Genomic DNA, 15,953 nt, shown 5'->3' with positions numbered 1-15,953 from the left:
CCACCCGCGCCGACGCCCCCCCGCATCGCTCGCGGCACCATGCGGTTGCGGTTGCGGTTGCGGTTGCGGTTGCCGTCGCCGTCGCCGTCGCCGTCGCCGTCGCGATGATCCAACCCCCAGAAACGGAAAAACCCGGCACAAGGCCGGGTTCTTCACCGAATTACGGGTGTAGCTCGAAGATTACTCTTCGACGGCTTCAGCCACGGCAGCCGGACGATCGACCAGCTCCACGTAAGCCATCGGCGCATTGTCGCCAGCGCGGAAACCGCACTTCAGCAGACGCAGGTAACCGCCCGGACGGGTCGCGTAACGCGGGCCCAGGGTGGTGAACAGATTGCCCACAGCCTCGTTGTCGCGCAGGCGAGCGAACGCCAGACGACGGTTGGCAACCGAATCAACCTTGGCCAGGGTGATCAGCGGCTCGGCAACGCGGCGCAGTTCCTTGGCCTTCGGCAGGGTGGTCTTGATCAGCTCGTGCTTGAACAGCGACGCAGCCATGTTCTTGAACATCGCTTCGCGATGGGCGCTGGTACGGTTGAACTTACGACCGGACTTCATATGACGCATGACGGTGATTCCTGAAGTGAATGTTGGATCGGTTGGGTATCGCTGTCGCCATCCTGGCGTTGCTGCTTGGACTGCGGATGGTCCGGTGCCAGCCGTCCTGGCTGGCCGTCACCGCAGGCTATCGACCTGTCGGTGCGGGGTGTTGCGGGTGAAGCCCCCGCACCCGAAGGTGCGGGGTCAAGCATCTTGCGTGGCGCTGGATCAGCCGAGCATGCCGTGCTGGGCGACACCGGCCGGCGGCCAGTTCTCCAGCTTCATGCCGAGCGAAAGACCGCGCTGTGCGAGGACTTCCTTGATCTCGGTCAGCGACTTCTTGCCGAGGTTCGGGGTCTTGAGCAGCTCCACTTCGGTCTTCTGGATCAGATCGCCGATGTAATAGATGCTCTCCGCCTTGAGGCAGTTGGCCGAACGCACGGTCAGTTCCAGGTCGTCGATCGGGCGCAGCAGCACCGGATCCACGCCGTTGTTGGCCGGCTTGGCTGCACCGCGGTCGCGGTGGGTGAAGTCACCGAAGACCGACAGCTGATCGCTGAGGATGTCGGCGGCAGTGCGCACGGCTTCCTCGGCATCGATCGTGGCGTTGGTTTCGATGTCCAGCACCAGCTTGTCCAGATCGGTACGCTGTTCAACGCGGGCCGCTTCCACCGAATAGGCGACGCGACGGACCGGCGAGAACGAGGCGTCCAGAACCAGACGGCCAATGGCACGGGTTTCTTCATCCGGACGACGACGAGCAGCAGCCGGCTGATAGCCGAAACCGCGCTCGACCTTCAGACGCATGTTGATCGCCACATCCTTGGTGAGATGGCAGATCACATGATCCGGATTGAGGATCTCGGTGTTATGGTCGATCTTGATATCGGCAGCGGTCACGACACCCGGACCCTGCTTGGACAGCGACAGCGTAGCGTTGTCACCGGTATGCATGCGGATGGCCACATCCTTCAGGTTGAGCAGGACTTCCAGCACGTCCTCCTGCAAGCCTTCAAGCGTGGTGTACTCGTGCAGTACGCCATCGATTTCCACTTCGGTGATGGCGAAGCCCGGGATGGACGACAGCAGCACGCGACGCAGGGCGTTGCCCAGCGTATGCCCGTAACCACGCTCCAAGGGTTCGATGACGACCTTGGCGCGGGTATCGGTAAGGCGTTCGATCTGCGGACCGCGAGGACGCAGAACCTGGTTGGCGGTAACCGTCATGTTGCGGGTTCTCCTGCGAACCTCCGGTGTGACCCGGAGGTTCTCCAATGTGAATTACTTCGAATACAACTCGACGATCAGCGCTTCGTTGATATCCGCAGGCAGGTCCGAACGATCCGGCACGGCCTTGAAGATGCCGGCGAACTTGCCGGAATCCACTTCAACCCACGACGGACGCAGGTCATGCGTGGCAGACACGGTCAGGGCTTCCTGGACGCGCAGCTGCTTGGCAGCCTTCTCGGACAGAGCGACGGCGTCGCCAGCCTTGACCTGGTACGAAGCCAGGTTGACCGACTTGCCGTTCACGGTGACACCGCGGTGCGAGACCAGCTGACGGGCAGCCGGACGGGTCACTGCGAAGCCCATGCGGTAAACGACGTTGTCAAGACGGGTTTCCAGCAACTGCAGCAGGTTCTCGCCAGTGTTGCCTTTCTTGGTCGAGGCCTTCTTGTAGTAGTTGCGGAACTGACGCTCCAGCAGACCGTAGATACGCTTGACCTTCTGCTTTTCACGCAGCTGGGTAGCGTAGTCGGACAGCTTGCCCTTACGGGCAGTAGCGCCGTGCTGGCCGGGCTTCTGCTCCAGCTTGCACTTGGAGTCCAGCGCGCGCGCCGGGCTCTTGAGGGAAAGGTCGGCGCCTTCGCGGCGGGCGAGCTTACAGGTAGGACCGATATAACGAGCCATTTCTTATCGCTCCTTTAGACGCGACGCTTCTTCGGCGGACGGCACCCGTTGTGCGGGATTGGCGTCACGTCGATGATGTTGGTGATCTTGTAGCCCACGTTGTTCAGCGAGCGCACGGCCGACTCACGACCCGGACCCGGGCCCTTGATGCGGACTTCCAGGGACTTGACGCCGTAATCGAGCGCGGCACGGCCGGCTTTCTCGGCAGCCACCTGGGCAGCGAACGGGGTGGACTTACGCGAACCGCGGAAGCCAGCGCCACCGGAGGTCGCCCACGACAGAGCATTGCCCTGACGGTCGGTGATGGTCACGATGGTGTTGTTGAAAGAAGCGTGGACGTGGGCGACGCCGTCAGTGACGACGCGCTTGATCTTCTTCTTGGTCTTAGCGACGGGCTTAGCCATTTCTTAGGTCCCTTACTTCCTGATCGCCTTGCGCGGGCCCTTGCGGGTGCGGGCGTTGGTACGGGTGCGCTGGCCACGAAGCGGCAGACCGCGACGGTGACGCAGACCGCGGTAGCAGCCCAGATCCATCAGGCGCTTGATCGCGATACCGATTTCACGGCGCAGATCGCCTTCCACGATGTACTTGCCGACTTCGAGACGCAGACGCTCGATTTCCGGCTCCGACAGATCGCGGATCTTGGTGGTCGAGGTCACGCCTGCGGCGTCGCAGACCTTCTTCGAACGGGTACGGCCGATGCCGTAAATGCTTTGCAACCCGACCCAGACGTGCTTCTGGGCTGGCAGGTTGACGCCTGCAATACGCGCCATGACGCGGTTCTCCAGCTGAGTGATGGCCGACAGCGCACCAAGGGCGCGCCAATCCGGCAGGATGGATCAAAAAATGAACGTGCGATTCTATCAAGGTCTCGGTTTACTTTGAAGCCCGTGGAACCTGGCGGTTCCATGGACCCGGCGTGGGGAGTGTGCCCATGCTCCGGCGCCGGATGTCGTTGACTGCAGAGGTTGCCCTCGCCGTCGCCTGCGCTACTCCCGCGCAGGACCACCACATCACACCCCCACCCGAAACCGCTGCGGGGGCCGCCCTTCGATTTGGAAGGCCAGTCCGGGAACCGGAGGGCCTTCGCAACAAGAAGACTAGTGTAACAGGTCAATCAGCCGCGGGCAAAACCGCCGCGGTTGCCGCCCTTCAGGTTGGCCTTCTTCAACAGGCTCTCATACTGGTGCGACATCAGGTGCGCCTGGATCTGGGCAATGAAGTCCATCACCACCACCACCACGATCAGCAGCGAGGTGCCGCCGAAGTAGAACGAGGCGCCGAGCTGGGTGCGCAGGATTTCCGGCAGCAGGCAGACGATCACCAGGTACAGCGAACCGGCCGCGGTCAGGCGGGTCAGCACGGCATCCACGTAGTCGGCGGTGGCCTTGCCCGGACGGATGCCCGGAATCAGCGCGCCCGACTTCTTCAGGTTGTCGGCGGTTTCCTGCGAGTTGAACACCAGCGCGGTGTAGAAGAACGCGAAACCACTGATCAGCGCGGCGAACACGATCATGTGCAGCGGCTCGCCCGGCCCGAGGGCATTGGCGACCTTCTGCAGCCACGTGGCCGAACTTGCCTGGCCGGACCACATGGCCAGCGTCGTCGGGAATGCCAGGATGCTCGAGGCGAAGATGGCCGGGATCACGCCCGCCATGTTCAGCTTCAGCGGCAGGAACGAGGTCTGGTTCATGTACGCGTTGCGGCCACCCTGGCGACGTGCGTAGTTCACCGTGATGCGGCGTTGGCCGCGCTCGACGAACACCACGAAGTAGGTGAAGGCCAGCACCACCAGCACGATCAGCAGCAGGGCGATGAAGCTCATGTTGCCGTCGCGGTAGGCTTCCACGGTGTGGATGACCGCGCCCGGCAGGCCGGCGACGATGCCGGCGAAGATGATCAGCGACACACCGTTGCCGATGCCGCGCTCGGTCACCTGCTCACCGACCCACATCAGGAAGATGGTACCGGCGGTCAGCGCGACGATGGCGGTGAGCACGAAGCCCATGCCCGGTGCGTAGACGACCGGGGCACCGCCCGGGGACACCTGGTTCTGCAGCGCCAGCGCGATGCTGCCGCCCTGCACCACCGCCAGGAACACGGCGCCGATGCGGGAATATTGGGTGATCTTGCGACGACCCGACTCACCTTCCTTCTGCATCGACTTCAATGCCGGGAAGATGTGGACCGCCAGCTGCATCACGATGGATGCCGAGATGTACGGCATCACGTTCAGCGCGAAAATGCTGAAACGGTGCAGGGCGCCGCCCGAGAACATGTTGAACATGTCCACGATGCCGCCGCCCTGCGCCTGCATGAGCGCAAGCATGGCATCGGGATTGACGCCAGGCACCGGCACATAACAGCCGATGCGGTAGACGATCAATGCCCCGATGACGAACAGCAGTCGCTGGCGGAGTTCCGTGAACTTGCCGAGCCCGCCGCCGAGGTTACCAATGCCAGCTTGCGCCATGTCTTACTCCTGTACGCTGCCGCCGGCAGCTTCGATCGCGGCCTTGGCACTGGCCGTTGCAGCGACGCCCTTCAGGGTGAAGGCCTTGGTCAGGTCACCCTTCATGACGATCTTGGCACGCTTCGCGGTGCTCGGGACCAGCTTGGCAGCGCGCAGCGCGGCAAAGTCGATCTCGCCAGCTTCCAGACGCTCAAGCTGGTAGGACAGCACTTCAGCAGTGTCCTTGGCGATCTTGGAACGGAAACCGACCTTCGGCAGACGACGCTGCATGGGGGTCTGGCCGCCTTCGAAGCCTGCCTTGATCTTGCCGCCACCCTTACGGGCGAACGAACCCTTGTGGCCGCGGCCGCAGGTCTTGCCCAGGCCGGAGCCGATACCACGACCGACGCGGGTACGCTCTTTGCGAGCGCCCGGTGCCGGGCTCAGTTCATTGAGATGCATGGTCATTGGATTATTCCTCAACCTTGACGAGGTAGTGGACCTTGTTGATCAGACCGCGAACCTGCGGGCTGTCCTTCAGTTCACGTACGCTATTGAGCTTGCCGAGGCCAAGCGCCTTCACCGACAGGCGGTGACGTGCCTGGGCGCCGCGCAGGCCGCCAACCAGACGGACCTTGATGGTCTTGGTGGTGTCATTAGCCATGGTTGAGATCCTCCACCTTCTTGCCGCGCTTGGCCGCGATGCGGGCCGGCGACTGCATTTCGCTCAGACCCTTCAGCGTGGCGCGAACCAGGTTGATCGGGTTGCGCGAGCCGACGGCCTTGGCCAGCACGTTCTTGACGCCAACGGCTTCCAGGACGGCGCGCATGGCACCACCGGCGATCACACCGGTACCTTCGGAGGCCGGCATCATGAACACGCGGGCTGCGCCGTGGCCGGACTTCACCGGGTGCCACAACGTGCCGTTGTTCAGATCGACATTGGCCAGGTTCTTGCGAGCCTGTTCCATCGACTTCTGGATGGCGACCGGCACTTCGCGCGCCTTGCCGTAACCGAAACCGACCTTGCCTGCGCCGTCACCGACCACGGTCAGTGCGGTGAAGGTGAACTGGCGACCGCCCTTGACGGTCTTGCTGACGCGGTTGACCGCGACCAGCTTCTCGATCATGCCGTCGTCGACTTTCTCTTCGCGGCGATCGCGATCGCGACCCCGCTGCTGACGTTCTTCTGCCATGTTGATTCCTTGATTGATTGAGTATGTACGGCTCAGGGCCGCTTATAGCTGTGAGATGGAGCGGTGATTCGAGCGCCCCTGCAGAAGAAGGACGTCGCCCGGCGCAACCCGCGCCGGCAGGCAGGTGGAAGCGGGGACCAGCCCCGCTTCCTTATCCCTTAGAACTGCAGGCCGCCTTCGCGGGCTGCATCAGCCAGTGCCTTGATGCGACCGTGGTAGCGGTAGCCCGAGCGGTCGAAAGCGACCTTCTCGATGCCCGCAGCCTTGGCGCGCTCGGCGACCAGCTTGCCGACCTTGGTGGCGGCGTCGCTGTTCTTGCCGTTCTTCAGGCCTTCCTTGACGTCGGCCTGGGTGGTGTTGGCCGAAGCCAGCACCTTGGAGCCATCGGCGGTGAAGACCTGGGCGTACAGGTGCTGGCCGGTGCGCAGCACCGACAGGCGCGGCACGCCGAGCACACGGATGTGTGCACGGGTCGACTTGGCACGACGCAGACGAGCGATGTTCTTGTTCATGATCTTTTTCCTTGGAAAGCTGAGGACCTGAATTAGGCCTTCTTGGCTTCCTTACGAATGATGACTTCGCCGGCGTACTTCACACCCTTGCCCTTGTAGGGCTCCGGCGGACGGAAGCCACGGATCTTGGCGGCAACTTCGCCAACGCGCTGCTTGTCGGTGCCCTGGACCAGCACTTCGGTCTGGGTCGGGGTCGAGATGGTGATGCCTTCCGGCGCCACGAACAGGACCGGATGCGAGAACCCGAGCGACAGGTTCAGATCCTTGCCCTGCATGGCGGCACGGTAACCGACGCCGACCAGCTCAAGCTTGCGCTCGAAGCCTTCGGTGACGCCCTTGACCATGTTGGCCAGGATGGCGCGCACGGTGCCGGTGAGGGCGACCAGCGAGGCATCGTTGGCGGCCAGGGTGGCAACGCCGTTGTCGACAGTGATTTCAACGCCGGCAACCTTGACAAGCGACAGGGTGCCCTTCGGGCCCTTCACGCTGACGGATTCCGGCTGGATGTTCAGTTCAACGCCCTTGGGCAGGTTGACTGGCTTCTTGGCTACGCGGGACATAGTTGGTTCCTTCTCGCCTTAGGCCACGAAGCACAGGACTTCGCCGCCGACGCCCAACTGGCGCGCCTGCGCATCAGTCATGATGCCCTTGGAGGTGGAGATGATGGAGATACCCAGGCCGTTGAGGACCTTCGGCAGCTCGGACTTGCCACGGTACTGGCGCAGACCCGAACGCGAGAAGCGCTTCAGGGTCTCGATGACCGGCTTGCCCTCGAAATACTTCAGGACGATTTCAAGCTCGGCCTTGTTGTTCTCGATCTTGGTCACGCGCAGATCGGTGATGTAGCCTTCGGCCTTCAACACCTCTGCGATTGCCACCTTGATCTTGGACGACGGTGCTTTCACCGTCTGCTTGCCAACCGCGGCCGCATTCTTGATGCGTACCAGCAGGTCGGCGATGGGATCAGTCATGCTCATAGTCGATACCTTTGAGTGCACCGATATCCGCTTTCGCGAAAATCTTGTGTCTACCTGGAATGGGCCAGGGCCCGTCTTCACACACTGCTCACGCCTTGCGGGCGAGCAAGACGCGGGAGTATACGGCAAAAAGAGCCCGACTTGCGTCGGGCTCCCTTAATCCGGGATCAGGGCCGGAAAACCGGCCCCTCTCCCCTGCCCTGCACCGTGAAGGCGCGGGGCAGTTGAAGGGACGAATCCCTTACCAGCTGGCCTTGCGCAGGCCCGGTACGTCACCACGCATGGTGGCTTCGCGCAGCTTGTTGCGGCCCAGGCCGAACTTGCTGTACACGCCACGCGGGCGGCCCGAGAGCTCGCAACGGTTGCGGTGACGGCTCGGCGACGAATCGCGCGGCAGCTTCTGCAGCTTGATGACGGCCTCGGCCTTTTCGTCGTACGACGCGGTCGCGCTGGAGATGATCTTCTTCAGCTCTTCACGCTTGCCGGCGTACTTGACGGCCAGCTTCGCACGCTTGAGGTCGCGGTTGACCATGGAGGTCTTTGCCATTTCGGATTCCTCGACGTATCAGTTACGGAACGGGAACTTGAACGCTGCGAGCAGCGCCTTCGCTTCCGCATCGGTCTTGGCGGTGGTGGTGATGGCGATATCCATGCCGCGGATCGCGTCGACAGCGTCGAAGTCGATTTCCGGGAAGATGATCTGTTCCTTCACACCCATGTTGAAGTTGCCACGACCGTCGAAGGAACGACCCGAGACACCACGGAAGTCGCGCACGCGCGGCAACGAGATGTTGATCAGACGGTCCATGAACTCGTACATCTTTTCACGACGCAGCGTGGTCTTGCAGCCGATCGGCCAACCATCGCGGATCTTGAACGATGCCACCGAGACGCGGGACTTGGTCACGATCGGCTTCTGACCGGAGACCTTGGCCATGTCGGCGACGGCGTTTTCCAGGATCTTCTTGTTCGTGGCTGCTTCGCCGACACCCATGTTCAGGGTGACCTTGACCAGCTTCGGAACCTGCATCGGATTGGTGTAGCCGAACTGCTTCATCAGCGCCGGCACCACTTCTTCCTTGTAAAACTTTTCGAGACGGGTATTCATCAGCGCATCCTCAGGCGTCGAGCGCCTCACCGCTGGAGCGGAACACACGCAGTTTGCGTCCATCCTCCAGCACCTTGAAACCAACGCGTTCGCCCTTGCCCGAAGCCGGGTTCAGCACATTCACGTTGGAGATATGGATCGACGCTTCACGCTCGACCACGCCGCCGGCAACGCCTGCCTGCGGGTTCGGCTTGGTGTGGCGCTTGACGATGTTCACGTTGGCGACGATCACACGATCGCCGTCGACGCGGACGACTTCGCCCTGCTTGCCCTTGTCCTTGCCGGTGTTGACGACGACCTGGTCGCCCTTCTTGATACGGTTAGCCATGATTATCTCCTGTCGCTCACAGCACTTCGGGAGCGAGCGAGACGATCTTCATGAACTTCTCGGTACGAAGTTCACGCGTCACCGGTCCGAAGATGCGGGTGCCGATCGGCTCTTGCTTGTTGTTGAGCAGGACCGCAGCGTTGGCGTCGAAACGGATCAGCGAACCGTCGGCGCGACGCACACCCTTGCGGGTACGCACCACGACGGCGTCGAACACTTCACCCTTCTTGACCTTGCCGCGCGGGATCGCATCCTTCACGGTGACCTTGATGATGTCACCGATGTGGGCGTAGCGACGCTTGGAGCCGCCCAGCACCTTGATGCACATCACTTCCTTGGCACCGGAATTGTCCGCGACCTCGAGGTAGCTCTGCATCTGGATCATGATTCAGATCTCCTTATTGAGCCGCACGCGTGATGACTTCCACCACGCGCCAGTTCTTGGTCTTGGACATCGGAGCAATCTCGGTCACGCGGACGACATCGCCTTCATTGCAGGCATTGTCGGCGTCGTGTGCATGGAGCTTGGTCGAACGCTTGATGTACTTGCCGTACAGGGCGTGCTTGACCAGGCGTTCCACCAGCACGGTGACCGTCTTGTCCATCTTGTTGCTGACGACACGGCCTTCGACCGTACGCAGCGTTTTGTTTTCAGTATTTTCGCTCATCGCGGCCATCCTTACTTGGTGCTGCCGAGCAGGGTCTTGACGCGAGCAATCTCGCGGCGAACCCGGCGGGTTTCGTGGGTCTTCGGCAGCTGGCCAGTGACCTGCTGCATACGGAGCGAGAACTGCTCCTTACGCAGGTCGATCAGGTGGCTCTTCAGGTCGTCAGCCGACTTTTCGCGAAGTTGTTTGATATCCATCAGAGCACCGTCCGGGTCACGAAAGTGGTGGTCACGGAGAGCTTGGCGGCAGCCAGGCGGAACGCCTCACGTGCCACGTCTTCCGCGACGCCTTCGATTTCATAGATCATGCGGCCGGGCTGGATCTGGGCTACCCAGTACTCCACGTTGCCCTTACCAGAACCCATTCGGACTTCGATGGGCTTCTTGGTGATCGGCTTGTCGGGGAACACTCGGATCCACATCTTGCCGCCGCGCTTGACGTAGCGGCTGATCGAGCGGCGGGCCGCTTCGATCTGACGCGCGGTCAGCTGACCATGAGCGGTTGCCTTCAGGCCGTATTCGCCGAAGCTGACAGCGTTGCCGCTCCAGCTCAGACCATCGTTACGGCCCTTGTGTACCTTGCGGTATTTGGTTCGCTTGGGTTGCAACATTGTCGTTACCTCGCTTCACGAGCCGGGCGCGACGGACGGTCACCGCGGTCGCCGCGATCGTTACGATCGTTGCGCGGGGAGTCGTCCTGCTTTTCCTGGCCAACCTGGGAGAAATCGAAGACTTCGCCCTTGTAGATCCAGACCTTGATGCCGATGATGCCGTAGGTCGTCTTGGCTTCAGCGAAGCCATAGTCGATGTCGGCACGCAGCGTATGCAGCGGCACGCGGCCTTCGCGGTACCACTCCGAACGGGCGATTTCCGCGCCGTTCAAGCGGCCACCGACGTTGACCTTGATGCCCAGGGCACCGAGGCGCATCGCATTGCCGACCGAACGCTTCATCGCGCGGCGGAACATGATGCGACGCTCCAGCTGCTGCGCGATCGACTCGGCAACCAGCTGTGCGTCCAGCTCGGGTTTACGCACTTCGGTGACGTTGATGTGCGCCGGGACGCCCATCATTTCGCTCACTTCCTTGCGCAGCTTCTCGATGTCCTCACCGCGCTTGCCGATCACCACGCCCGGACGGGCGGTGTGGATCGTCACGCGAGCGGTCTTTGCCGGACGCTCGATCAGGATCTTGCTGATGCCGGCCTGCGCAAGCTTCTTGCGCAGCATTTCCCGCACCTTCAGGTCGGCTGCCAGATAACCAGCGAACTCGGCCTTGTTGGCGTACCACTTGGAGTTCCAGTCCTTGGAAATGCCGAGGCGGATACCAATCGGATGAACTTTATGACCCATGGTGTTTTCCTTTCCGCTTACTTGCCGGCGCCCACAACCACAGTGATGTGGCTGGTGCGCTTGAGGATGCGGGTGCCGCGGCCTTTCGCCCGCGCCATGAAACGCTTCAGGGTCGGACCTTCATCTACCATGATGGTCTGTACCTTCAGCTCGTCGACGTCGGCGCCCTGGTTGTTCTCGGCGTTTGCAATAGCCGACTCCACCACCTTCTTGATCAGGTGGGCAGCCTTCTTGTCCGAGAACTTCAGCAGGTTGACCGCACGCTCGGCCGGCAGGCCACGCACCTGGTCAGCGACCAGGCGGGCTTTCTGCGCAGAGATGCGCGCGGAGCGCAGGATTGCTTTCGCTTCCATTGTCATCTCTCCTTACTTGCCCGACTTCTTGTCACCACCGTGACCCTTGAAGGTCCGGGTGATGGCAAATTCGCCGAGCTTGTGGCCGACCATGTTCTCGTTGACGAGCACCGGAACGTGGTTCTTACCGTTATGAACGGCGATGGTGACGCCTACCATTTCCGGCAGGATCATCGAACGGCGCGACCAGGTCTTGATCGGCTTCTTGCTACCCGCAGCGGCTTCCACCTTCTTGATGAGGTGGTGATCGACAAACGGGCCCTTCTTGAGTGAACGTGCCATGGTCGATTAGCCCCTACGATCGCGGACGATGAATTGCTGGGTGCGCTTGTTATGGCGCGTCTTGTAACCCTTGGTCGGGACACCCCACGGGGTGACCGGATGCGGGTTGCCCTGGCCGGCCTTCGCCTCACCACCACCGTGCGGATGGTCAACCGGGTTCATGGCAGCACCACGAACGGTCGGGCGGACACCGCGCCAGCGCTTCGCGCCAGCCTTGCCCAGCTTTTCCAGGTTGTGTTCGTCGTTGCCGACTTCACCGATGGTGGCGCGGCACTCGACCGGCACCTTACGCATTTCACCCGAGCGCAGGCGCAGGGTGGCGTAGATGCCTTCACGAGCGACGAGCTGCACGGCAGCGCCGGCGGCACGCGCGATCTGGGCACCCTTGCCCGGCTTCAGTTCGATGCCGTGGACAGTGGTACCGACCGGGATGTTGCGCAGCGGCAGGGTGTTACCGGTCTTGATCGGCGCATCCGAACCCGCGATCACCTGGTCACCGGCCTTCAGGCCCTTCGGTGCGATGATGTAGCGGCGTTCGCCGTCGACGTAGCACAGCAGGGCGATATGGGCGGTGCGGTTCGGATCGTATTCGATGCGTTCCACGCGCGCCGGAATGCCTTCCTTGTTGCGCTTGAAGTCGATGACACGGTAGTGCTGCTTGTGACCACCACCCACGTGACGGGTGGTGATGCGGCCGTGGTGGTTACGACCACCGGACTTGCTCTGCGGCTCCAGCAGCGCAGCATGCGGCGCGCCTTTGTGCAGATCGGGCGTGACCACGCGCACGGCCGAACGACGGCCGGGAGAAGTGGGTTTGAATTTCATCAATGGCATGGGATGGACCTCAGGCCTTGGCCGTTACATCGATGGACTGGCCATCGGCGAGACGCACGTACGCCTTGCGCCAATCGCCGCGGCGGCCGGTGCGGTTACGGAAGGACTTGTTCTTGCCCTTCACGTTCAGCACGTTGACCGACTCGACCTTGACGTCGAACAGCTGCTCAACCGCGGCCTTTACATCGGCCTTGGTGGCTTCGTTCGAAACTTCGAAGACATACTGGTTGGAATGTTCCTGCAGGCGCGCGGTCTTTTCGGAGACTCGCGGAGCGCGCAGCACGCTGAAGACTTTTTCGTTGCTGCTCATGCCAGCCACTCCTCGACCTTCTTGACCGCATCAGCGGTGATGACGACCGTGTCGGCACCGACCAGCGACACCGGGTCCAGGCCCTGCACGTCACGCACTTCCACGTAGGGAATGTTGCGGGCCGACAGGTACAGGTGCTCGGAAGCATCTTCGGTGACGATCAGCGGACGCTTGCCCACTTCCAGGCCGGCCAGCTTGGCGATCAACGACTTGGTGTTGGTCGCTTCGACATCGAAGGACTCCACGATCGTCAGACGGCCCTGGCGGTTCAGCTCGGACAGGATCGCGCACATGGCTGCACGGTACTGCTTGCGGTTGACCTTCTGCTCGAAGCTGCGCGGCTTGGCCGCGAAGGTGACACCACCGCCGACGAAGATCGGAGCCGTCAGTGCGCCATGACGCGCGCCGCCGCCCTTCTGCTTCTTCGACTTCTTGGTGGTACCAGCCACTTCAGAGCGAGTCTTCTGTGCCTTGGTGCCGGCGCGACCGGCGTTGCGGTAAGCAACGACGACCTGGTGAACCAGATCTTCGCTGAAATCGCGACCGAACACGGCATCGGAGACCGAGACCTTGTTGTTGCTACCCGTGATAACGAGTTCCATCGTCATCTCTCCTTATGCCTTGCTAGCCGGACGAACGATCACGTCACCACCCGCTGCGCCCGGAACGGCACCACGGATTGCGATCAGACCACGTTCGACATCGACCTTCACCACTTCAAGGTTCTGGGTGCTCTGCTGCACCGAACCCATGTGGCCGGACATCTTCTTACCCGGGAAAACACGACCCGGCGTCTGGCGCTGACCCAAGGAACCCGGCGCGCGATGCGACAGCGAGTTACCGTGGGTTGCATCGCCCATACGGAAGTTGTAGCGCTTGATGGTGCCCTGGAAGCCCTTACCCTTGGTGACACCCTGGACGTCGACCTTCTGGCCAACTTCAAAGATGTCCGCCTTGACTTCGCCGCCAACGGCGAAATCGCCGAGCTGCGCGTCTTCAACGCGGAATTCCCACAGGCCACGGCCCGCGTCGACCTTCGCCTTGGCGAAGTGACCGGCTTCCGGCTTGTTGACCAGGGCAGCGCGACGCGCGCCGACGGTCACCTGCACGGCGCTGTAGCCGTCAGCTTCGACGGTCTTGATCTGCGCGATGCGGTTCGGGGTAGCTTCAATCAGGGTTACCGGGATGGCCTGGCCATCTTCGGTGAACACGCGGCTCATGCCAGCCTTGCGGCCCACGAAGCCCAACGAATATTTCTTCGTCATGGTCGTAGTCCTCAGGTCAGCTTGATCTGAACGTCGACGCCGGCAGCCAGTTCGAGCTTCATCAGCGCGTCCACGGTCTTGTCGTTCGGGTCAACGATATCGAGCACGCGCTTATGCGTGCGGGTCTCGTACTGGTCACGCGCGTCTTTGTCGACGTGCGGCGAGACGAGAATGGTGTAACGCTCGATCTTGGTCGGCAGGGGGATCGGGCCACGCACTTGCGCGCCGGTCCGCTTTGCCGTTTCTACGATCTCGCTGGCCGAACGGTCGATCAAACGATGATCGAACGCCTTCAGCCGAATCCGGATCTTTTGGTCCGCCATGACGGTGGGTTCCTTCGTTAAAAGAGCGACGGACAAGGCCTCTGGGTTGCCTTGTCCCATGAATATCCTGAATGCAGACGCCGCACATTCCTGCGCGGCGACAAGATCTTTCCGTAGACCTCAAAAATCGAGGCAGACCGGTCTCCCGATCTGCCCAGACAAAAAGTATAGCGCGCATACAAGTTGGCAGTCAACAGGGCTACTGTTGACAAAGCCTGAATGGCGCGACCCTTCCTGGTCTGGGGAACACGAGGAGCATCCTGCGCCTCTTTTCCCGTTTGGTTACACCCCGATGCCCTACCCAGGCAACATCGGGGCGCAGATTCTAGCAGATTACGCGATGATCTTGGAGACCACGCCGGCGCCGACGGTACGGCCGCCTTCGCGGATCGCGAAGCGCAGGCCTTCATCCATGGCGACCGGGTTGATCAGGGTGACAACCATCTTCACGTTGTCGCCCGGCATCACCATTTCCACACCTTCCGGCAGTTCGCAAGCGCCGGTGATGTCGGTGGTACGGAAGTAGAACTGCGGACGGTAACCCTTGAAGAACGGGGTGTGACGGCCGCCTTCGTCCTTGGACAGCACGTACACTTCGGCGTCGAAGGTGGTGTGCGGCTTGATCGAACCCGGCTTGGCCAGGACCTGGCCACGCTCGACGTCGTCACGCTTGGTGCCGCGCAGCAGCAGACCGGCGTTGTCGCCTGCCTGACCCTGGTCGAGCAGCTTGCGGAACATTTCCACGCCGGTGACGGTGGTCTTCTGGACCGGACGGATACCGACGATTTCGATTTCTTCGCCGACCTTGATCACGCCGCGCTCGATACGACCGGTCACCACGGTGCCGCGGCCCGAGATCGAGAACACGTCTTCCACCGGCATCAGGAACGGCTTGTCGATGTCGCGTTCCGGGGTCGGGATCCAGCTGTCGAGAGCCTCGACCAGCTTGATCACGGACGGCACGCCGATCTCGCTCTGGTCGCCTTCCAGCGCCAGGCGGGCCGAACCCGAGATGATCGGGGTGTCGTCGCCCGGGAAGTCGTACTTGCTCAGCAGCTCGCGGACTTCCATTTCGACCAGTTCCAGCAGCTCGGCGTCATCGACCATGTCTGCCTTGTTCAGGAAGACGACGATGTACGGCACGCCGACCTGACGCGAGAGCAGGATGTGCTCACGGGTCTGCGGCATCGGGCCGTCAGCAGCCGAACAGACCAGGATCGCGCCGTCCATCTGGGCAGCACCGGTGATCATGTTCTTGACGTAGTCAGCATGGCCCGGGCAATCGACGTGGGCGTAATGACGTTCGGTGGATTCGTATTCGACGTGTGCGGTCGAGATCGTGATGCCACGTGCCTTTTCTTCCGGCGCGGCGTCGATCGAGGAGTAATCCTTGAACTCGCCACCGAAGCGCTCGGCACCGATCTTGGTCAGTGCAGCGGTCAGCGTGGTCTTGCCGTGATCGACGTGACCGATGGTGCCGACGTTGACGTGCGGCTTGGTGCGCTCGAACTTACCCTTTGCCATTGTTGTATACCTTGGATATC

At 61.9% G+C, this 15,953-nt stretch carries 28 protein-coding genes; all 28 read right to left on the bottom strand.

Going from position 1 to position 15,953, the window contains the following annotated elements; genetic code table 11:
• Positions 1-180: 180 nt before the first annotated feature.
• The 28 genes from rplQ to tuf all read right to left on the bottom strand — a co-directional run bounded on the left by rplQ (position 181) and on the right by tuf (position 15,933).
• On the bottom strand, positions 181-567 hold the full coding sequence (gene rplQ, locus ABE434_RS17130; RefSeq protein ID WP_123728453.1) for a 50S ribosomal protein L17: 387 nt from the start codon (positions 565-567) through the stop codon (positions 181-183).
• Positions 568-768: 201 nt separating this feature from the next.
• Positions 769-1,767, bottom strand: a complete 999-nt coding sequence (gene rpoA, locus ABE434_RS17125; protein ID WP_176990880.1) for a DNA-directed RNA polymerase subunit alpha — start codon at positions 1,765-1,767, stop codon at positions 769-771.
• Between the two features lie 54 nt (positions 1,768-1,821).
• Complete coding sequence (rpsD, locus tag ABE434_RS17120) at positions 1,822-2,451, bottom strand: 30S ribosomal protein S4 (protein ID WP_019186164.1); 630 nt, start codon at positions 2,449-2,451, stop codon at positions 1,822-1,824.
• Between the two features lie 14 nt (positions 2,452-2,465).
• Positions 2,466-2,855, bottom strand: coding sequence for a 30S ribosomal protein S11 (gene rpsK, locus ABE434_RS17115; protein WP_017355427.1), 390 nt, complete (start codon positions 2,853-2,855; stop codon positions 2,466-2,468).
• 12 nt (positions 2,856-2,867) lie between these two features.
• Positions 2,868-3,224: a 30S ribosomal protein S13 gene (gene rpsM, locus ABE434_RS17110; RefSeq protein ID WP_019186163.1), complete on the bottom strand. Its 357-nt coding sequence runs from the start codon at positions 3,222-3,224 to the stop codon at positions 2,868-2,870.
• A 344-nt stretch (positions 3,225-3,568) separates the two neighbouring features.
• Entirely contained in the window at positions 3,569-4,924 is a 1,356-nt protein-coding gene (secY, locus tag ABE434_RS17105) for a preprotein translocase subunit SecY (protein WP_176990879.1), read from the bottom strand.
• Positions 4,925-4,927: 3 nt separating this feature from the next.
• Positions 4,928-5,371: a 50S ribosomal protein L15 gene (rplO, locus tag ABE434_RS17100; protein ID WP_019186161.1), complete on the bottom strand. Its 444-nt coding sequence runs from the start codon at positions 5,369-5,371 to the stop codon at positions 4,928-4,930.
• 4 nt (positions 5,372-5,375) lie between these two features.
• Positions 5,376-5,567 carry a 50S ribosomal protein L30 gene (gene rpmD, locus ABE434_RS17095; RefSeq protein ID WP_121042886.1) on the bottom strand — a complete coding sequence of 64 codons (192 nt, stop codon included), beginning with the start codon at positions 5,565-5,567 and terminating at the stop codon, positions 5,376-5,378.
• Complete coding sequence (rpsE, locus tag ABE434_RS17090; protein WP_121042884.1) at positions 5,560-6,099, bottom strand: 30S ribosomal protein S5; 540 nt, start codon at positions 6,097-6,099, stop codon at positions 5,560-5,562. Before rpsE ends, rpmD begins: the two co-directional genes overlap by 8 nt.
• Before the next feature lie 158 nt (positions 6,100-6,257).
• Positions 6,258-6,611, bottom strand: a complete 354-nt coding sequence (rplR, locus tag ABE434_RS17085) for a 50S ribosomal protein L18 (RefSeq protein WP_121042882.1) — start codon at positions 6,609-6,611, stop codon at positions 6,258-6,260.
• Between the two features lie 32 nt (positions 6,612-6,643).
• Positions 6,644-7,171 carry a 50S ribosomal protein L6 gene (gene rplF, locus ABE434_RS17080; RefSeq protein WP_176990877.1) on the bottom strand — a complete coding sequence of 176 codons (528 nt, stop codon included), beginning with the start codon at positions 7,169-7,171 and terminating at the stop codon, positions 6,644-6,646.
• A gap of 18 nt (positions 7,172-7,189) precedes the next feature.
• On the bottom strand, positions 7,190-7,588 hold the full coding sequence (gene rpsH / locus ABE434_RS17075) for a 30S ribosomal protein S8 (protein WP_019186156.1): 399 nt from the start codon (positions 7,586-7,588) through the stop codon (positions 7,190-7,192).
• A 241-nt stretch (positions 7,589-7,829) separates the two neighbouring features.
• Positions 7,830-8,135, bottom strand: a complete 306-nt coding sequence (gene rpsN, locus ABE434_RS17070) for a 30S ribosomal protein S14 (protein WP_121042878.1) — start codon at positions 8,133-8,135, stop codon at positions 7,830-7,832.
• Positions 8,136-8,153: 18 nt separating this feature from the next.
• A complete protein-coding gene (gene rplE, locus ABE434_RS17065) occupies positions 8,154-8,696 on the bottom strand; it encodes a 50S ribosomal protein L5 (protein WP_176990876.1) in 543 nt (180 codons plus the stop codon).
• Between the two features lie 10 nt (positions 8,697-8,706).
• A complete protein-coding gene (gene rplX / locus ABE434_RS17060; protein ID WP_017355416.1) occupies positions 8,707-9,024 on the bottom strand; it encodes a 50S ribosomal protein L24 in 318 nt (105 codons plus the stop codon).
• Between the two features lie 16 nt (positions 9,025-9,040).
• Positions 9,041-9,409 (bottom strand): 50S ribosomal protein L14, encoded by a 369-nt coding sequence (gene rplN / locus ABE434_RS17055; RefSeq protein WP_038690286.1) that lies wholly within the window; start codon positions 9,407-9,409, stop codon positions 9,041-9,043.
• A gap of 13 nt (positions 9,410-9,422) precedes the next feature.
• Positions 9,423-9,692 carry a 30S ribosomal protein S17 gene (rpsQ, locus tag ABE434_RS17050; RefSeq protein WP_346479645.1) on the bottom strand — a complete coding sequence of 90 codons (270 nt, stop codon included), beginning with the start codon at positions 9,690-9,692 and terminating at the stop codon, positions 9,423-9,425.
• A gap of 11 nt (positions 9,693-9,703) precedes the next feature.
• Positions 9,704-9,889 (bottom strand): 50S ribosomal protein L29, encoded by a 186-nt coding sequence (gene rpmC / locus ABE434_RS17045; protein ID WP_019186151.1) that lies wholly within the window; start codon positions 9,887-9,889, stop codon positions 9,704-9,706.
• The gene (gene rplP, locus ABE434_RS17040; RefSeq protein ID WP_019186150.1) at positions 9,889-10,302 is read right to left on the bottom strand and encodes a 50S ribosomal protein L16; all 414 of its coding nucleotides are present in this window, start codon (positions 10,300-10,302) and stop codon (positions 9,889-9,891) included. Before rplP ends, rpmC begins: the two co-directional genes overlap by 1 nt.
• Positions 10,303-10,307: 5 nt before the next feature.
• Entirely contained in the window at positions 10,308-11,042 is a 735-nt protein-coding gene (rpsC, locus tag ABE434_RS17035; protein WP_121042874.1) for a 30S ribosomal protein S3, read from the bottom strand.
• A 17-nt stretch (positions 11,043-11,059) separates the two neighbouring features.
• The gene (gene rplV / locus ABE434_RS17030) at positions 11,060-11,395 is read right to left on the bottom strand and encodes a 50S ribosomal protein L22 (RefSeq protein WP_017355410.1); all 336 of its coding nucleotides are present in this window, start codon (positions 11,393-11,395) and stop codon (positions 11,060-11,062) included.
• Positions 11,396-11,407: 12 nt separating this feature from the next.
• Positions 11,408-11,677 carry a 30S ribosomal protein S19 gene (rpsS, locus tag ABE434_RS17025; protein ID WP_019186148.1) on the bottom strand — a complete coding sequence of 90 codons (270 nt, stop codon included), beginning with the start codon at positions 11,675-11,677 and terminating at the stop codon, positions 11,408-11,410.
• A 6-nt stretch (positions 11,678-11,683) separates the two neighbouring features.
• Positions 11,684-12,511: a 50S ribosomal protein L2 gene (rplB, locus tag ABE434_RS17020; protein ID WP_017355408.1), complete on the bottom strand. Its 828-nt coding sequence runs from the start codon at positions 12,509-12,511 to the stop codon at positions 11,684-11,686.
• A gap of 10 nt (positions 12,512-12,521) precedes the next feature.
• Positions 12,522-12,821 carry a 50S ribosomal protein L23 gene (gene rplW, locus ABE434_RS17015; protein ID WP_019186147.1) on the bottom strand — a complete coding sequence of 100 codons (300 nt, stop codon included), beginning with the start codon at positions 12,819-12,821 and terminating at the stop codon, positions 12,522-12,524.
• Positions 12,818-13,423 carry a 50S ribosomal protein L4 gene (rplD, locus tag ABE434_RS17010; protein WP_128095571.1) on the bottom strand — a complete coding sequence of 202 codons (606 nt, stop codon included), beginning with the start codon at positions 13,421-13,423 and terminating at the stop codon, positions 12,818-12,820. The genes rplW and rplD overlap by 4 nt, the downstream gene beginning before the upstream one ends.
• A gap of 12 nt (positions 13,424-13,435) precedes the next feature.
• Positions 13,436-14,086: a 50S ribosomal protein L3 gene (gene rplC, locus ABE434_RS17005; protein ID WP_019186145.1), complete on the bottom strand. Its 651-nt coding sequence runs from the start codon at positions 14,084-14,086 to the stop codon at positions 13,436-13,438.
• A gap of 11 nt (positions 14,087-14,097) precedes the next feature.
• Complete coding sequence (gene rpsJ, locus ABE434_RS17000; protein ID WP_010341589.1) at positions 14,098-14,409, bottom strand: 30S ribosomal protein S10; 312 nt, start codon at positions 14,407-14,409, stop codon at positions 14,098-14,100.
• Between the two features lie 333 nt (positions 14,410-14,742).
• Complete coding sequence (tuf, locus tag ABE434_RS16995; RefSeq protein ID WP_176990870.1) at positions 14,743-15,933, bottom strand: elongation factor Tu; 1,191 nt, start codon at positions 15,931-15,933, stop codon at positions 14,743-14,745.
• Between the last annotated feature and the right edge of the window lie 20 nt (positions 15,934-15,953).

This window comes from Stenotrophomonas sp. TWI1183, from assembly GCF_039673115.1.
Lineage (GTDB): Bacteria > Pseudomonadota > Gammaproteobacteria > Xanthomonadales > Xanthomonadaceae > Stenotrophomonas > Stenotrophomonas maltophilia_AA.
This window is presented reverse-complemented; position numbering and strand designations above follow the sequence as displayed.

What these genes read in the sequence shown, in the direction of transcription:
- rplQ (WP_123728453.1), bottom strand. Translation starts at nt 567, where the DNA reads ATGCGTCATATGAAGTCCGGTCGTAAGTTCAACCGTACCAGCGCCCAT.
- rpoA (WP_176990880.1), bottom strand. Translation starts at nt 1,767, where the DNA reads ATGACGGTTACCGCCAACCAGGTTCTGCGTCCTCGCGGTCCGCAGATC.
- rpsD (WP_019186164.1), bottom strand. Translation starts at nt 2,451, where the DNA reads ATGGCTCGTTATATCGGTCCTACCTGTAAGCTCGCCCGCCGCGAAGGC.
- rpsK (WP_017355427.1), bottom strand. Translation starts at nt 2,855, where the DNA reads ATGGCTAAGCCCGTCGCTAAGACCAAGAAGAAGATCAAGCGCGTCGTC.
- rpsM (WP_019186163.1), bottom strand. Translation starts at nt 3,224, where the DNA reads ATGGCGCGTATTGCAGGCGTCAACCTGCCAGCCCAGAAGCACGTCTGG.
- secY (WP_176990879.1), bottom strand. Translation starts at nt 4,924, where the DNA reads ATGGCGCAAGCTGGCATTGGTAACCTCGGCGGCGGGCTCGGCAAGTTC.
- rplO (WP_019186161.1), bottom strand. Translation starts at nt 5,371, where the DNA reads ATGACCATGCATCTCAATGAACTGAGCCCGGCACCGGGCGCTCGCAAA.
- rpmD (WP_121042886.1), bottom strand. Translation starts at nt 5,567, where the DNA reads ATGGCTAATGACACCACCAAGACCATCAAGGTCCGTCTGGTTGGCGGC.
- rpsE (WP_121042884.1), bottom strand. Translation starts at nt 6,099, where the DNA reads ATGGCAGAAGAACGTCAGCAGCGGGGTCGCGATCGCGATCGCCGCGAA.
- rplR (WP_121042882.1), bottom strand. Translation starts at nt 6,611, where the DNA reads ATGAACAAGAACATCGCTCGTCTGCGTCGTGCCAAGTCGACCCGTGCA.
- rplF (WP_176990877.1), bottom strand. Translation starts at nt 7,171, where the DNA reads ATGTCCCGCGTAGCCAAGAAGCCAGTCAACCTGCCCAAGGGCGTTGAA.
- rpsH (WP_019186156.1), bottom strand. Translation starts at nt 7,588, where the DNA reads ATGAGCATGACTGATCCCATCGCCGACCTGCTGGTACGCATCAAGAAT.
- rpsN (WP_121042878.1), bottom strand. Translation starts at nt 8,135, where the DNA reads ATGGCAAAGACCTCCATGGTCAACCGCGACCTCAAGCGTGCGAAGCTG.
- rplE (WP_176990876.1), bottom strand. Translation starts at nt 8,696, where the DNA reads ATGAATACCCGTCTCGAAAAGTTTTACAAGGAAGAAGTGGTGCCGGCG.
- rplX (WP_017355416.1), bottom strand. Translation starts at nt 9,024, where the DNA reads ATGGCTAACCGTATCAAGAAGGGCGACCAGGTCGTCGTCAACACCGGC.
- rplN (WP_038690286.1), bottom strand. Translation starts at nt 9,409, where the DNA reads ATGATCCAGATGCAGAGCTACCTCGAGGTCGCGGACAATTCCGGTGCC.
- rpsQ (WP_346479645.1), bottom strand. Translation starts at nt 9,692, where the DNA reads ATGAGCGAAAATACTGAAAACAAAACGCTGCGTACGGTCGAAGGCCGT.
- rpmC (WP_019186151.1), bottom strand. Translation starts at nt 9,889, where the DNA reads ATGGATATCAAACAACTTCGCGAAAAGTCGGCTGACGACCTGAAGAGC.
- rplP (WP_019186150.1), bottom strand. Translation starts at nt 10,302, where the DNA reads ATGTTGCAACCCAAGCGAACCAAATACCGCAAGGTACACAAGGGCCGT.
- rpsC (WP_121042874.1), bottom strand. Translation starts at nt 11,042, where the DNA reads ATGGGTCATAAAGTTCATCCGATTGGTATCCGCCTCGGCATTTCCAAG.
- rplV (WP_017355410.1), bottom strand. Translation starts at nt 11,395, where the DNA reads ATGGAAGCGAAAGCAATCCTGCGCTCCGCGCGCATCTCTGCGCAGAAA.
- rpsS (WP_019186148.1), bottom strand. Translation starts at nt 11,677, where the DNA reads ATGGCACGTTCACTCAAGAAGGGCCCGTTTGTCGATCACCACCTCATC.
- rplB (WP_017355408.1), bottom strand. Translation starts at nt 12,511, where the DNA reads ATGCCATTGATGAAATTCAAACCCACTTCTCCCGGCCGTCGTTCGGCC.
- rplW (WP_019186147.1), bottom strand. Translation starts at nt 12,821, where the DNA reads ATGAGCAGCAACGAAAAAGTCTTCAGCGTGCTGCGCGCTCCGCGAGTC.
- rplD (WP_128095571.1), bottom strand. Translation starts at nt 13,423, where the DNA reads ATGGAACTCGTTATCACGGGTAGCAACAACAAGGTCTCGGTCTCCGAT.
- rplC (WP_019186145.1), bottom strand. Translation starts at nt 14,086, where the DNA reads ATGACGAAGAAATATTCGTTGGGCTTCGTGGGCCGCAAGGCTGGCATG.
- rpsJ (WP_010341589.1), bottom strand. Translation starts at nt 14,409, where the DNA reads ATGGCGGACCAAAAGATCCGGATTCGGCTGAAGGCGTTCGATCATCGT.
- tuf (WP_176990870.1), bottom strand. Translation starts at nt 15,933, where the DNA reads ATGGCAAAGGGTAAGTTCGAGCGCACCAAGCCGCACGTCAACGTCGGC.